Origin of the sequence: Spongiactinospora rosea, assembly GCF_003315795.1 — a bacterium.
Classification (GTDB): domain Bacteria; phylum Actinomycetota; class Actinomycetes; order Streptosporangiales; family Streptosporangiaceae; genus Spongiactinospora; species Spongiactinospora rosea.
In genome coordinates this window covers 114239-128134 of sequence record NZ_QMEY01000026.1, presented here as the reverse complement: position 1 = coordinate 128134, position 13896 = coordinate 114239, and the positions used below count along the sequence as shown (strand labels likewise).

Genomic DNA, 13896 nt, shown 5'->3' with positions numbered 1-13896 from the left:
GGCCGAGTCCATGAACAGTCTCTACAAGAAGGAGCTCATCGACTTCTACGGCGGCTGGAAAGGCGTCATGGACGTGACTATCGCCACGATGGAATGGGTTGCCTGGTACAATTCTGAACGGCTACATTCTTACTGTGGGAACGTCCCTCCGGTCGAGTATGAGGAGACGTTCCACCGATCGACCGCCGGCACTGACCTGGCGGCCGAGAACCAAGCGATCTAGCCTCCAATTTCGCCGGGGCGGTCCATCGCACCACGACGCCCGATCCGGGCCATGCGCGGGCGATCGACCGGCTGCGGCGCGACTTCACCACCCAGCGGCCGAACGCCACCTGGGTGGCCGACTTCACCCACGTTTCCGCCTGGTGCGGGGTGGTCTACGTCGCGTTCGTTGTCGACATCTACTCCCGGGCGATCGTCGGCTGGGCCGCCTCGCTGACCAAGCACACCACCCTCGTGCTGGATGCCCTGGACATGGCCCTGTGGCGGCGCGAGCGCACCAGCCACCCGGTCGGGCCGGGACTGATTCATCACTCGGACGCGGGCAGTCAATACACGTCTTTCCGGTTCACCACCCATCTGCTGGCAGCCGGCATCGACGCCTCCATCGGCACGGTCGGCGACGCGCTCGACAAAGCCCTGATGGAATCGCAGATCGGCCTCTACAAGACCGAGCTGATCAAGCCCCGAGGTCCCTGGCGCAGCCTGGCCGATGTGGAACTGGCCACCGCCGAATGGGTGGCTTGGTTCAACACCACCCGCCTGCACTCAGCCATCGGGCACCTCCCACCCGAGGAGTTCGAGGCGATCTACTACGCTCAACACCACCCCAACGAAGCCCTAGCAATCAACCGCTGAGGTCTCCACCGAACCCGGGGCGGTTCACAGCGCGGCACGGTAGAACAGCATGTGGGCCCCTGGGGTGGTGGTTGATCTTGGTCGACAACCCTTCTACCAGGGGCCTTTCTACTTCTCGATCAAGAACGTGGATCTGTAGCCGGCCTGTGACCTGCGCTTCCGCGATGAAAAACGCTCAGTGTCGGCCACGGCCATCATGCGATCTTCGGTTGTCTTCACAAACTCTGATGATCACGTGATGGCCGTCTCTGCGCGACCTGGACCCCAAGATCGCAAATGACACTGGAGTACTAGGCGGCGCGGATCTGGTGCGTCGCGCTGATGTCGGCCCGCTCGATGATCCGCCCGATTGCCGGATCCATCGCGCGCACCTGGGCGCACGGCGTACTCGTGTGCTTAACGGCCTTGGGCAAACTACCTGAGCCGCCGGACAGCTCTCACTTACCAGCAGCGAGCATTAGCCATCACCGACCAGATCGCCAACCGGTACGAGCGGGCGCAGTCCCACAACGACCTCAATCGCTCCCGAGCACACCGTTGACATGTCGTGTGCTCGCGGTGTGCTCGTATGTCATGGGCCGATGTGGCATGAGGTGACATGATCTGGTGGAAGAACCGGATGAATCGTGTATAGAACAGCATGAAACGACACCCATATAGGGGAGCCGGGACGGCGTGTCATACGGGGCCGCTGACTCTTAATCAGCGGGTCCGGGGTTCGAGTCCCTGGCGGCGCACCCATCACACGGCAGTTGACCTGGGCGTCTTCACTTCCCATGAGGACGCCCACAGTCATTTCCGGCACTTTCCGGTGAGACCGCTCAGGTATGCCTGACCACTCGTCCGCGGTGGCCAGGCATGCCGCGCCTCCGAGCGTGGACTGCAGGGGTTTTCTGCATTCCGGCGAGGGGCGTGGTGAGGGCCTATGGGTGGAAGGTGTCGAAGTCGTCCGGTGGCAGTTCGTTGAGCCAGGCGTGGGTGACGCCGGTCCAGCCGATGCGCACGAAGTCGGCCTTGTCGTCTCCGTCGAGGTCGGCGAACTGGACGTCCTTGGGCGGGACCTCGGCGTCGCCGGCGATGCGGCCGATGTCGCGGTATTTGCCGCCGGCGCCCTTGGCTCCTTCGTTGATCCAGGCCCGGGCGCCGCCCTTGGCGGTGATCAGGATCCGGTCGGCGCGTTTGTCGCCGTTGAGGTCGGCGTAGCGGATCTCGCGGGGGTTCTGCAGGGGGCCGCTGATCTTCTGGGGTGGGGTCCAGTCCAGGTAGGGAACGTGGGATTCCCTGGTTCCGGGGCGGGAGTCCGAGGACTTGTTACCGGGTGGGCCGTCCTTGAAGCCCCTGTTGTACCAGGCGGTCGTGGTGCCGTCCGGCTTGATCAGCAGATAGTCGTCACGGCCGCCTCCGGTGACGTCGGCGAAGCGGATCTTCGTGGCCGGGTCGATGGTCAGCGGGTCCCCGAGGGAGCCGTCGGAGTAGACGTCCGCCACGGCGTGGTCGGTCATGCACATACGCGCGCCCGGCGGGTTGTCGGCCTTCCAGGTGCGCAGGTCGATCCGGCCGCCGAGGTGGACGACCATGCAGTCCGGGAAGTCGTCACCGTCGACGTCGGCGAAGCGGAGCATGTTGCCGACCGCACCACGCTTGGGTTTGTAGGAGTTCTCGCCCTCCACGAAAGGCACCCATTTCGTGCCCGACGGGCCGCCGTTCCACCAGAAGCGGAAGTTCTGGTCCTTGTCGACGGTGACGAACTCGGCCTTGCCGTCCTTGTTGATGTCGACCATCCAGAACCGGTTGCTGGAGGGGAACTCCTGCGCCTGGATGACGCCGCGGTCGTCCCAGTTCGGGCCCAGCTTGCCGGACGCCGGCGGAGGCGCGCCCGGGCCGTAGTCCTTGATCCCGCACGGGTTGGACGGCGTGTTCGCCGCCTGCGGGTTGACCGGCTCAAGCCAGGTGTTGTCCCGCGCCTGGTCGGCCGCCTTCACGAACGCCTCGCCGATCTTGCCATAGCCGCGGTCGGTGGGGTGGATGCCGTCCGGGCCGATGTCGGCCGGCTCAAGCCCGGTGAGATCGGTGTAGACGGCGCGGATGCCGTCGTCCACGAGCTTGTCGACCAGGGCCGGGATCTGGGCGGTGAACCGGTCTCCGCGCGCGTTCCTGGCGGCGTCGGGGAAGGGCTGCACACCGGCGACCAGCACGGTGACTCCCGGCGAGTCCTCGCTGATCTGCTTGATCAGGCTTTCGAGCCGGCCGATCGCGCCGTCCATCTCATAGTTCTGGATGACGTCGTTGCCGCCGGCGATGAGGGTGATGAGGTTGGGCTGGTACGTGCTGACCGCGCAGTCCGCCTTGCCGGCGATCTCGTTGATCCGATATCCCCGCCAGCCTTCGATCTCCCGGTCGGCCATCGTTCCCACCCGTACGGACCGACCCAGTCCACATAGGGGCTGTCGTCGGCGGTCGCCGCCGCCGAGCTCGCCTGGGCGACCCGGTTGAGTCCTCGATCGGCGGTGTCGCGGTAACCGTTGCCGTCGGAGCTGCCCTCACCGAACGTGGTGGACGATCCGAGACCCATGACCCGCAGATCCCGCCTTCTGAGCTCGTCGTGTCCGGAGTACGGGTCGTTCACGACGTGGAACCGCCACTTGTAGGCGCTTCCGGCTTCGGTGGACACTAGCTGGATCTGTGCGTCTTTGAGCTCCGCGTAGGGTGCCAGCGCCAGGTGGCCTCCGACGTCGAGGATCGCCCCGTCATCGATTTTCCACTGCTGCATCTCGTCATCCGGATCGCAGTCCGCGAGCTTGAGCACTTGGAAGGAGGGGACGTTCCGTGTCAGGCAGCCGCCGGTCATTTCGAGGAGATAGGTCTCGGGTTCGGAGCCGAAACTCACCGCTACCCGGCCGGAGGTCTCGTTGCGAGCCGGAAAGAAAGTGAAACCGCCGGCATGAGTACGGGTGATCGAGAAGAGTTTCCCGGACGCGGCTCTGATGCTGTACACCACGCCAGGCGCGGGTGAGGTGCCGCAGGTGGCCGTTGCGGCGGGCCGGTCAGGCGTGGCCGCAGCCGCGAAGGGAGCCGCCATGGCGCAGCCGTCGTGGATGCGGAAATGCACCGTCCAGTGGTCGGAGTCCCGCCCATCACGGGTGACGGAGACCGAGCGATTGGCCGGCACGCCGGCGATGGCGCCGAAGTCCAGCTCACTGCCGCCCTGGTGCGTCGGCTGGTTGGCGCGGTAGATGTTCTGCTGATATTGAATCGGCAGCCTGGCGGGGTTGGTGTTGAAGTCGCCCATGACCCTTTCGTGGCCGCGTTCCTCGCGCGGCCGGCCGGCCATGAACTGGCGGACGGTCTCCAGTACGTCCTCGGCGCCGTTGTTACGATGGCCCATGGACGGTGCATGCGCGGTGAAATACCAGATGTCGCCGAAGCGCACGCCCATCATCGGCCGGGCGTTGTGATCGCTATGGATGGGGAGTTGAACGGCCTCGTCCGCGCCCTCCCGGGTGACGATCGCCAGGCCGTTGCGCTGCTGGCCCGAATCCATGAAGTAGACGTTGACCAGCCCCAGGTTCCCGTTGTGGTCCCCAAGGTCCCAGTGGAACTCGTAAACACCGTCCCAATGCCGTCCCACGATACGCTGGATCTGCCACGGCGGCTCGGTGCCCGCCTCCTGCATGAGCAGGACGTCCGCTCCTTCACGGAGGATCGGGAGGATGACGGTCCGCCAGCGATCCTCCCTACCCGGCCGGCCGGTTCCCGGAGCCGACCCCGGCCCGCCGACTCGGCCGTTCATGTTCCAGCTCACCGAGTTGTCGAAATCCTCCTGCGCGTGGGCGGGCGGGACGGCGGGACGTACAACATCCAGGGCGGTGATGACCACGGTCAGCGACATCACGATCATCACCGCGGCGAACGCGGAGCACCAGCGACGCAAGGCCCTTGGCGAACGCGGAGGACGACCGCGCGGGTCCGGCGCGGCGTACGGCAGAGGTCTCACGGCGCCCCCTCGATCAGCCGTACGCGCCTGCCGAACCCGGCCAGGCGCGGCGGGGCCGCGCTCCAGCCCTCACCCAGCGAGTCGGCGAACGCCGACCCGGGCGACGAGCGTCGCCGCCGCTCTCCTTCGCTGTCCTGGACAGGATTGCGATCAACGGACACTACGTTTCTCTGCTTTCAGATAGGGGACCTGACCGGCGAGCGTGCGCGGAACCAGGCGGGTCACCGCAGCCACCCGGCCGGGCCCCACCGTGAAGGGGCCGGGGATCGTCGGCGGCGTGCAGAACTACCCCAACCGGTTCCCCGACGGACGGCCGGCGAAGAGCACGTCCATCGGCATCAAGAACGCCAAAGGCGAGTACATCGCGGCGCTCTGCCTGAACCTCGACGTCTCCGTGCTGTCGCCGGTCACGCTCGCCCTGTCCAACCTCGTCGCCACCGACGCCGAGCACCGCGAACGGCCCCTGGAGACGCTGCGTGGCCGCAACGCCAGCGAGCTGCGCCAGATGGTGGAAACCCTGTCCGCCGAACGTGCGGGAACCCCGAGGTCGCTCAGCCGGAACGACAAGAAGGCACTGGTACGCAGGCTGCACCGGGACGGCTACTTCGACTCCCGGGACGCCGCGCAGACCATCGCGGACCTGCTGGGCGTGTCCCGCGCGACCGTCTACAACTACACCAAAGCGAAGGGCGCCCAATGACGAACGCGCTGTTCCCGATCGACAGCCCGGACCTGGTGCCGCCCGCCGGCCACTACTCGCACATCATGGTGTCCGGCGGGCTCGCCTACATCTCCGGCCAGCTACCGGTCACTCCCCAGGGCGACCGGCTCACCCGCGAGCCGTTCGCCGTCCAGGCCGGGCAGGTGCTGAGCAACATCGACGCCTGCCTGACCTCCGCCGGAACCAGCCGGGACCGGCTGCTGTCGGTGACCGTGTACGTGACCGACATCGGCGACTGGCCCGAGTTCGACCGCCTCTACGTGCAGTGGCTGGGAGCCCACCGGCCCCAGCGCGCCGTGGCCGGCGTCAAGGAACTGCACTACGGAGCCGCTGTCGAAGTGCACGCCATCGCCACCCTGGACTGACACGACCGCTCCTTCCCACCGCGAGGACACACCAATGGCCACCGCACCGCCGGTAACGTTCGACGACATCCGTGAGGCCGCCGCGCGGCTGCGCGGCATCGCCCACCGCACTCCCGTGCTCACCTCCCGCACTCTCAACGCCCAGGTCGGCGCCGAGGTGTTCATCAAGTGCGAGAACCTTCAGCGCGTCGGCGCCTTCAAGTTCCGTGGCGCGTACAACGCCGCCGCCCAACTGCCCCCCGAGCGACTGGCCAAGGGCGTCGCCGCCTACTCCTCGGGCAACCATGCCCAGGCCACCGCCCTGGCCGCTCGCGAACTGGGCACCGGTGCCGTCATCTTGATGCCCGAGGACGCCCCCCGCTCCAAGCTGGCCGCCACCGCCGGTTACGGTGCGGAAGTCGTCACCTACGACCGTTACACCCAGGACCGCACAGCGCTGGCGCGGGCTCTCGCCGAAGATCGCGGCCTGGCCCTCATCCCGCCCTACGATCACCCCCACGTGATCGCCGGACAGGGCACCGCCGCCCTCGAACTCCTTGAGGAGACCGGAGAGCTCGGCGCCCTCGTCGTCCCCGTGGGCGGCGGCGGCCTCATGGCCGGCAGCGCCATCGCCGCCAGGGCACTCCATCCCGCGATCCGGCTCATCGGCGTCGAGCCGGAGAACGGCGATGACACCAAGCGTTCCCTGGAGAGCGGCGAACGCGTCACCATCCCCGTGCCCCGGACCATCGCCGACGGCCAGGCCCTGAACACTCCCGGCGAGATCACCTTCGCCGTCAACCGGCGTCTCGTCGACGGCATCGCCCTCGTCGCCGACGAGGAGATCATCCACGCCATGCGATTCGCCTTCGAGCGCCTGAAGATCGTCCTGGAACCCAGCGGCGCGACCGCCCTGGCCGCCCTCATGGCCGGCCGGATCGACGCCCTCCCGCGCCGGATCGGCGTCATCGCCTCCGGCGGGAACATCGACGCCCAGCGGTTCACCGAGCTCCTCGGCCGCTGACGACAGCTCTCGCCACCTGCAGATCTCCGGCGACCTCTTCGACCTCATGCGGGGCCGAAGTGGACGCTGCTCGCCTACGAGCACACCGACCCGGTCATCCTGGACCGTGCCAAGCCCACCCACATGTACATCTGCCGGATCGGCGCGACGCCGGACAGCGCCATCTTCGACGCCGAGGGCGAGTTCCAGCACGTCTACCAGCCGAGGTCCGGCGAGCTGATCCTCATCCGGCCCGACGGATACATCGCCGCCCGCACCCCTGCGGACCGGGAGGCGGACCTCATCGACCACCTGGCCAAATTCCGGTCGCGCGGAAACCAGGTCGGGCAGGCATAGGAGCTCAACGTGAACGCTCATCCCCCAAAGCACCCGAGCCCTGTGTCCCCGGCCCAGTTGCACACGCGATGGAGCGGGCGGCTCGGCCGCCAGGTGGCCATTTTGATCCTCGCGAACATCATCGTGGACACGGTCATCGGGGCGGCGCTTCTCGTTCTCCCCCAGATGCTCGACCACTTCGGCACCGACCAGGCGGCGTGGCTCAACGCGAGCGCCATGCTGGCGGGCGCGATGTGGGCGCCACTGCTCGGCAAGAGCGCCGACATGTACGGCACGCGCAAGGTGCTCGCGATCACACTGACCATCGGCTGCACGGGTGGCCTCGTGTGCCTGGTCGCCCCCAACATGTGGGTGTTCATCGCCGGGCGCCTGTTGCAGGGCGCGGCCGTGGCCGCCGTCTTCCTCACGGTCGCGCTCATCCGCCAGACCTGCGCGCCCCGCATCGCGATGACCGTCACCGGGATCGTGACCTCGGGCTCGGCGATCTTCGGCGTCGCCTCACCGTTCCTCTTCCAATACCTGGCCGAGCAGTACGGCTTCCAGATCGTGTTCGTCGTGTCCGCGGTCCTCGCGGGCATCGCCGCGATCATGGTGCGAGCGCTCCTTCCAGAGTCACCGATCAAAATCGTGGGCAGGCTCGACGTCGTCGGGGCCGGCCTTCTCGGCGGGGGCTTGGCGGCGGTGCTGAGCTACATCAGCCTCGGCCCGGAGTTCGGCTGGTCCGCCGTGGGACCGCTCGCCCTGCTCGCGGGCGGCGTGGCGCTGCTGTTCCTGTGGGCAGTGGCGGTGCGGCGGGTACCGAACCCGTGATCGACCTGAGGAATCTCAGCCTGCCGCTGGTGCTCACGCTGCTCGTCGTCGTCCTCTCGACCGGGGCGTACCAGAGCATGCTCCAGCTCTTCGGCCTCATCGCCCATGTCTCGCAGGACGAGGGCCTCGGGTACGGCCTCGCCGCCGACGGATCACTGGGCCTGCTGTTCGCCCTGCCGTCGCTGGGCATCACGATCGGGGGCGTCCTGGCCGGGGCGCTGGCGACCCGGGCCGGCCCGGCGTGGACACTGGCCGGTGGTGTGACGATCGGCATGGTGTCCATCGTCGGAATGTACCTGTCGACCTCCGATCTCTTCGCCGCGGTCGTCTTCGCCGGCCTGCTGGGCTTCACCGCCGGCTCGGTGGTGACGTCGGGCTTCAACATGGCGACGAGCGTGGCGTCCGCCGACCGGCAAGGCGTGGTGACCGGCCTGGTGCAGGTCATGCTCGCGATCGGCTCCGTGGTGATGAACGTGGTGGGCTCGGCCGTCCTCATGTCCACCACCGTGACGGTCGGCGGAGTGGCGAAGAACTCGGCCACGGGCGCGCAGAGCTACATCATGGTCGCGGCGGGTTCGTTCGCGGTCGCGATGGTGGTGGCGCTCGTCCTGGCGCGAAGGCAGCGCTTCACGCCGCTGCTCCGCTCCGGTGCCGTCTCCTCTTCGTGAGCCCCGGCACGTCGCCGCGGGCGCGCTCGTGGGGCGCGCCCGCGGGCATGGTTGCGGTTATGAGGTCAGGCCGTAGGCCCTGATGATCGTTTGGGTGAACGCGCTGTCGCCCGACTCCGCCGAGACGCGCAAGGACGCGAAGTCGCCGGCCGCCGGGTTGCGTACCATCGCCGTCCACTGGCCGCGGGTGTGGCTGACGGGGACGCGCCGCCAGGTGGCGCCGTCGTTGAAGGACACCTCGACCTTGGGGCGCGACCTGCCCAGGGCCGGGGAGGCGTGCCGCTCGAACATGAGCGGGATGCGGGTGAGCGAGGCGCGCTCGGCCCGGTTCAGGGCGTCCAGCCCCTGCGCGGCCGGGCGTACGGTGATCAGGGGCAGCGGTTTCGCGTCCACCGTGCCGGAGCGGAAGGTCCAGGTCGCGTCCACCGCGGTGGACAGCGCCGAGTACGGCACCTGCCGCCGCCCCGACATCGTCAGGGTGTAGGTGGATTCCGCGCCGGGCACCTCGGCCCCGAGCGTGCAGTTCACCGAGTCCGGTGGCATGCACGTCACCCTCGCCAGTTCCACGCCGTCCCTGGCCAGTGCGATGGCGACATCGGCGTTGGACTCATAGCCGAACCGGGCGGGCCCGGAATCGGAGAACACCGCGCCGTCGACGACGACCGTGTTGCCGTAGCGGGCGGTGGACGGGGTCTGGGCGGCGCCGTACACGGCGGTGTTCCACACCTCGGTGCCGGCGCCGGGGGGCAGTTCGCTCGCGAGGTCCACGAGCCAGTGCTCCCCGGAGTCGTCGTAGGACGCCACCTGGTTCGCCCAGGCGAGGCCGTCGACGCGGGGCCGGTAGCGGATCTGGGTGGACGGCACGCGCGTGGGCGCGCCGAGCAGCCACATGTTCGCGGGGCCGCTGTAGACGTAGCCGTACGCCGCCACGCCCGCGCCCCGGTAGGTCACGGTGGTCTTGGCCAGGTCGGCGGTCCGGGCCTGGTGGGTGGGATCGGCGGGGAGGCCGTTCTCCGCGGTGTGGAGGAGGTCGTACCGGTAGGGGCTGGGCGACGCGTCCGCCTTGGTCAGTACCGAGTGCGCCTGGTACGTGAGGCCGGGCACCTCCGACGGCACCACGAAGATCTGGTCATCGGACGCGATCGTGCTGAACCGGGCCCGGATTCGGCCCTGCTGCTGGGTGGCGGAGACGTCCAGGGCGGCCTGCCGGGCGGCCGGGTCGTCCACCGAATGGCGTACCTGCCTGCCCGCGTCGAGGTCGATCGTCAGTTGCTTCGTCCGCTCACTGAGCCGGAACGGCGGCACATGGGCGACGGTCCGCTTCTTCTCCGCGTCGAACACCGCCTGGACGTACCATCCGACGGCGGGGAGCCGGAGCGTCCCCTTGCCGTCCTGGATGTCCACGTACTCGAACTCGTTTCGCGCGAGGTCGAAGGCGACGGCGAAGCCTGACAGGCCGGCGCCGCCCTTCGCGGAGATGGCCAGGTCGTACGCCTCCGGCTCGACGTACGCGCCGGTCAGGGTGCGTACGACCGTGCCGCCCGCGGTCGCGGTGACGACTCCCGCGTACGCGCCGGGCGCGACCCCGTCGGCCGCCATCGTGACGGTGACCGACGCGTGGCCGCCCGCGGGGACCATGAGACGGTCGGCCGACAGGCTGAACAGACCGGCGGGCGGCTCGCCGCCGCCCTGGGCGGCGATGGCCAGGTCTAGGGTGACGGGCGCGTCGCCGGTGTTGGCGTACGCGATGGTCCTGGTCGCCTGCTGGCCCTTCTCGTGCGGCCAGCGCAGCGCGGCCGACACGTTGCCGGGGACGGCGACGACCGTCTGCGCGATCGCCTTCCGCACGTCCACGCGCCCGGCCCCCTGAGCGTACGGGCCGGCGTCCGGCCATGGGGCGGCGCTGCTGATGAGGGCGGACTTGAGCCGGTCGGCCCGCCAGCCGGGGTTGCGCTGCGCCAGGATCGCCGCGGCACCGGCGACGTGCGGCGTCGCCATCGAGGTGCCGGTCTGGGTCGAGTACCCGCCGTACCGGGCGCGGGCGGCGGTGATCCCCACGCCCGGCGCGGTGATGTCCGGCTTGACGGCGCGGTCGCCGATCCGCGGCCCCCGGCTGGAGAACAGCGCCAGCGCGTCCTGCTTGTCCACCGCGCCCACGCTCAGCGCGGCGTCAGCGCTGCCCGGACTGACCACCGAGGACGCCGTCGGGCCCGAGTTGCCCGCGGCGATCACGAAGAGCGCGCCGGTGCTCTCGCTGAGGGTGTTCACCGCCTCTTCGAGCGGGTCGAGCGCCTGGGTGTCCCGTCCGCCGAGGCTCATGCTCACGACCTGGGCGCGGATTTCGGCCGCGGCCCATTCCATCCCGGCGAGAATCGTGGATTCGTCGCCGCCCCGCCTGCTCAGGACTTTGCCGATGGCCAGCTTGGCGTCCGGCGCGATCCCGCGATACCTGCCGCCCGAGGCCGCGCCCGATCCGGCGATCGTGGAGGCCACATGGGTGCCGTGGCCCACGCCGTCGTTGATGTCAGGGTCGTTCGCGATGAACGACTTGGTGTGCGCGACCACGCCTTTGAGGTCCGGGTGGGCCGTGTCGTATCCGCTGTCCAGTACGGCGACGGTCACGCCCTTGCCGGTGAAGCCCTGCTTCCACGCCTCCGGCGCGCCGATCTGCGGCGCGCTCTGGTCAAGTGTCGCGGTACGTCGGCCATCCAGCCACAGCCGCTTGACCCCGGCCGCGAGCGTCCGCGCGCCCGCGTCGCCGCTCAGCGCCCGCCACGCCGCCGCGGCGTCGCTCTTCGGTACCTTGACCGCGGCCAGCCCGAGCCGCCCGCTCCGCCACGCGGGCGCGGGCGCGCCCGGTAACCGGAACGTCGCCGCAGCCGCGCCGCTGGTTCTGGCGATCACGGGTACGTCTGCGCGGTGCGCGTCGTCGTAGTCCCAGGCGATGAGCTGGGTGACGTCGAACAGCCGCTCGTCCACCAGTCCCCGCGCGACCAGCGGCGCCGCGTCGGAGGGCAGGACCATCAGGTGGTCCTTCGTCTGGATCGTGGCGAACCGTACGTCCCTGCCCTTGCCGGGGTGTACCGAGTATCCGGACGAGGAGAGCTTGACCCGGTCGCCGGTGATGAGCGTGACGCTCTTCGCACCGTGTCCGGCCTGGCGGTCCGGGGCGACTCCCGGGGGGCCGGGGGATGGGCCGGTCGTGCTCGCCGGGGCGCCGGCGCCGGTGGTCACAGCCGCCACCAGGGCGATCGCGGTCATTAATGCCCTACGTTTCATGGGTGAAACTCCCGTCTGTATTGCGGTGTTCCCCACCTCATCGGGATAATGACCGTACGGTCGGTAGCAGGCAAGCGCACATAATGCACAGAAGTCCCGGATGATGTCGACTATGTGGGCGTTGACGTGCGGGTATTTGCATAACGTCGCGATTTTGTGACATCTGGCGCCGGTCGTTTCAGCCGCGTCTCTCGGGTGGTTTGGAAATCGCTCTACCGGAGTCGCACGGCGATAGGTTGACGATGTTCTCCACCGAGGTTGACCGATTCTGTTGCGAATTTCGGCACTTGGCACGATCGAAAGGATCAGGTCTCGGCGTGCTCGGCGTGCTCGGCGTGCTCGGCGTCGCCGAGGAGCTTGGGGTGCGCCGCACTTGAAAGTGCCTTTTGTAAGCCCTGCCTTACTCACTCATGATGGTGTTACGCACTCTTAGTGAGGTGAGGAAGATGGCTGAACGGGTGACGCGGCCTGAGTGGCGCAGGTCGTCATCGAGGTGTGGCCCGACCTGGGCCCCGCCGTCGGGTGGTGCGAACCCGATACGGGGGTGTGCCACATCGACCCCACAGAGGGGGCGGCGAGCGACGTGCCCGATATGCCCGGCGCTAGCCCGCCGACGCGCTGACCGCGGCCTTGCCTCGGCCGACTCCCGTCAGCTCGCTGGCGGCCCGGTTGCCGGCGATCTCGCTGTGGTGGGTCGCGGCCCAACCGGCCATCGCCATCACCGCGTCCCTCAGCGACCGGCCTAGGTCCGTCAGCTCGTACTCCACTCGCGGCGGGACCTCGGCGTACGCGGTCCGGGTGATCAGTCCGTCGCGTTCGAGATGTTTGAGCGTCTGGGTCAGCATCCGCTGGGAGATCCCTGGGATGCTCGCCTGCAAGTCGGAGTAGCGCAGCGAGCCGGCGTTCAGGGTGCTGATGACCAGCACCGTCCACTTGTCGCCGATGCGGTCGAGCACCTCACGGATGAAGGCGCTGTCCTCCGGCCATGCCTGGCACGGACCAGTGGTCTGTCGCGCTGACGTCATCTCGATTACCTCTCATCCGGGCGTTACCGCACTACCAGTATGTGACCCCCTGCGGGGCGGTCGCGCCGATCCACGACCACGGCCCGCTCCCGGATCACCGGAGCGCGCACTCTGAAAGGAACCCACCCATGTCCTACCTGCTGCACATCGACTCCTCCTCGCTCGGCGGGGCCTCGGTCTCCCGCCAGGTCGCGCAATCCTTCCTCGATGGCTGGCACGGCAAGGTCGTTCACCGCGACCTTGCCGCCGCGCCCGTGCCCCACATCAGCGCGGCGGGCATCACCGCACGCGCCACCGACCCCGCCCGGCACACCGGCGAGCAGGCCGCCGCGGCGGCGATACAGGACGCACTGATCGAGGAGTTCCTTGGCGCCGACGCCTATCTCTTCACGGTGCCGATGTACAACCTGACGATGCCGTCGGTGTTCAAGGCATGGCTCGACCAGGTCATCGTCCTCGGCCGCACGGTCAGGCACGGCAGCCCCTCCCAGGTCGCCGGGCGTCCCGCCGTGGTGATCTCGGCTCGGGGCGGCAGCTACAGCCCGGGCGCTCCCAGGCACGGCCTGGACTACGTCGTACCCCTCCTTGAGGCGCTGCTCGGCCACGAGGACATGTTCGGCCTCGACGTCACCATCGTGGTCCCCGAGCTGACCATGGCCCCCCACGAGACGGCGATGGCCGCGCTGCTTCCGATGCACAAGGCGTCCATGGCCAATGCCCACGACCGAGCTCGCGAACTCGCCGCGACGATCGCCGGCGGCGCGACCGCCGCCGCCTGAGCCCCGAACCGGTACGGGGCACCCCACCCCGCCGGCGAAGACGACCAACCGTGACCAG

Annotated in this window: 12 protein-coding genes and 2 pseudogenes; 9 read left to right on the top strand and 5 right to left on the bottom strand. The window is 68.8% G+C overall.

What is annotated here, in order from left to right:
• Together DP939_RS37615 and DP939_RS37610 are read left to right on the top strand one after the other, a co-directional pair.
• The coding region (locus DP939_RS37615; RefSeq protein WP_147267783.1) for an integrase core domain-containing protein at positions 1 to 223 on the top strand (223 nt) is incomplete at its 5' end.
• A 35-nt stretch (positions 224 to 258) separates the two neighbouring features.
• A pseudogene (locus tag DP939_RS37610) lies at positions 259 to 858 on the top strand (IS3 family transposase); the annotation flags it as partial.
• A 923-nt stretch (positions 859 to 1781) separates the two neighbouring features.
• Here DP939_RS37610 and DP939_RS37605 read toward each other — a convergent pair.
• The 3 genes and pseudogenes from DP939_RS37605 to DP939_RS46490 form a co-directional block, all read right to left on the bottom strand.
• Entirely contained in the window at positions 1782 to 3263 is a 1482-nt protein-coding gene (locus DP939_RS37605; RefSeq protein WP_113985611.1) for an FG-GAP-like repeat-containing protein, read from the bottom strand.
• 794 nt (positions 3264 to 4057) lie between these two features.
• Positions 4058 to 4648, bottom strand: a pseudogene (locus DP939_RS49465) (endonuclease/exonuclease/phosphatase family protein); the annotation flags it as partial.
• 200 nt (positions 4649 to 4848) lie between these two features.
• A complete protein-coding gene (locus DP939_RS46490) occupies positions 4849 to 5013 on the bottom strand; it encodes a hypothetical protein (RefSeq protein ID WP_158578924.1) in 165 nt (54 codons plus the stop codon).
• Positions 5014 to 5054: 41 nt separating this feature from the next.
• On the opposite strand from DP939_RS46490, the gene DP939_RS37595 reads away from it, so the two are divergent.
• From DP939_RS37595 to DP939_RS48245, 6 genes are all read left to right on the top strand, one after another.
• Positions 5055 to 5552: a helix-turn-helix transcriptional regulator gene (locus DP939_RS37595; protein ID WP_199565671.1), complete on the top strand. Its 498-nt coding sequence runs from the start codon at positions 5055 to 5057 to the stop codon at positions 5550 to 5552.
• Entirely contained in the window at positions 5549 to 5938 is a 390-nt protein-coding gene (locus tag DP939_RS37590) for a RidA family protein (RefSeq protein ID WP_113985609.1), read from the top strand. The genes DP939_RS37595 and DP939_RS37590 overlap by 4 nt, the downstream gene beginning before the upstream one ends.
• 34 nt (positions 5939 to 5972) lie before the next feature.
• On the top strand, positions 5973 to 6941 hold the full coding sequence (locus DP939_RS37585; protein WP_113985608.1) for a threo-3-hydroxy-L-aspartate ammonia-lyase: 969 nt from the start codon (positions 5973 to 5975) through the stop codon (positions 6939 to 6941).
• Between the two features lie 123 nt (positions 6942 to 7064).
• Entirely contained in the window at positions 7065 to 7277 is a 213-nt protein-coding gene (locus DP939_RS37580) for a hypothetical protein (RefSeq protein WP_113985607.1), read from the top strand.
• Positions 7278 to 7286: 9 nt separating this feature from the next.
• Positions 7287 to 8087, top strand: coding sequence for an MFS transporter (locus DP939_RS48250; RefSeq protein WP_225878732.1), 801 nt, complete (start codon positions 7287 to 7289; stop codon positions 8085 to 8087).
• Positions 8084 to 8755, top strand: coding sequence for an MFS transporter (locus DP939_RS48245; protein WP_225878731.1), 672 nt, complete (start codon positions 8084 to 8086; stop codon positions 8753 to 8755). Before DP939_RS48250 ends, DP939_RS48245 begins: the two co-directional genes overlap by 4 nt.
• 57 nt (positions 8756 to 8812) lie before the next feature.
• On the opposite strand, the gene DP939_RS37570 is transcribed toward DP939_RS48245, so the two are convergent.
• Both DP939_RS37570 and DP939_RS37565 read right to left on the bottom strand, forming a co-directional pair.
• Positions 8813 to 12016, bottom strand: coding sequence for a S8 family peptidase (locus DP939_RS37570; protein ID WP_158578923.1), 3204 nt, complete (start codon positions 12014 to 12016; stop codon positions 8813 to 8815).
• Between the two features lie 620 nt (positions 12017 to 12636).
• Entirely contained in the window at positions 12637 to 13059 is a 423-nt protein-coding gene (locus tag DP939_RS37565; protein WP_113985605.1) for a winged helix-turn-helix transcriptional regulator, read from the bottom strand.
• A gap of 128 nt (positions 13060 to 13187) precedes the next feature.
• Between DP939_RS37565 and DP939_RS37560 the strand changes: the two genes are divergently transcribed.
• Complete coding sequence (locus DP939_RS37560; RefSeq protein ID WP_113985604.1) at positions 13188 to 13838, top strand: FMN-dependent NADH-azoreductase; 651 nt, start codon at positions 13188 to 13190, stop codon at positions 13836 to 13838.
• The last annotated feature ends 58 nt before the right edge of the window (positions 13839 to 13896 follow it).

Bases quoted from the DNA above. Each gene is read 5' to 3' on its own strand.
- DP939_RS37605 (WP_113985611.1), bottom strand. From the start codon at position 3,263: ATGGCCGACCGGGAGATCGAAGGCTGGCGGGGATATCGGATCAACGAG.
- DP939_RS37590 (WP_113985609.1), top strand. From the start codon at position 5,549: ATGACGAACGCGCTGTTCCCGATCGACAGCCCGGACCTGGTGCCGCCC.
- DP939_RS37585 (WP_113985608.1), top strand. From the start codon at position 5,973: ATGGCCACCGCACCGCCGGTAACGTTCGACGACATCCGTGAGGCCGCC.
- DP939_RS37580 (WP_113985607.1), top strand. From the start codon at position 7,065: ATGTACATCTGCCGGATCGGCGCGACGCCGGACAGCGCCATCTTCGAC.
- DP939_RS37570 (WP_158578923.1), bottom strand. From the start codon at position 12,016: ATGACCGCGATCGCCCTGGTGGCGGCTGTGACCACCGGCGCCGGCGCC.
- DP939_RS37565 (WP_113985605.1), bottom strand. From the start codon at position 13,059: ATGACGTCAGCGCGACAGACCACTGGTCCGTGCCAGGCATGGCCGGAG.
- DP939_RS37560 (WP_113985604.1), top strand. From the start codon at position 13,188: ATGTCCTACCTGCTGCACATCGACTCCTCCTCGCTCGGCGGGGCCTCG.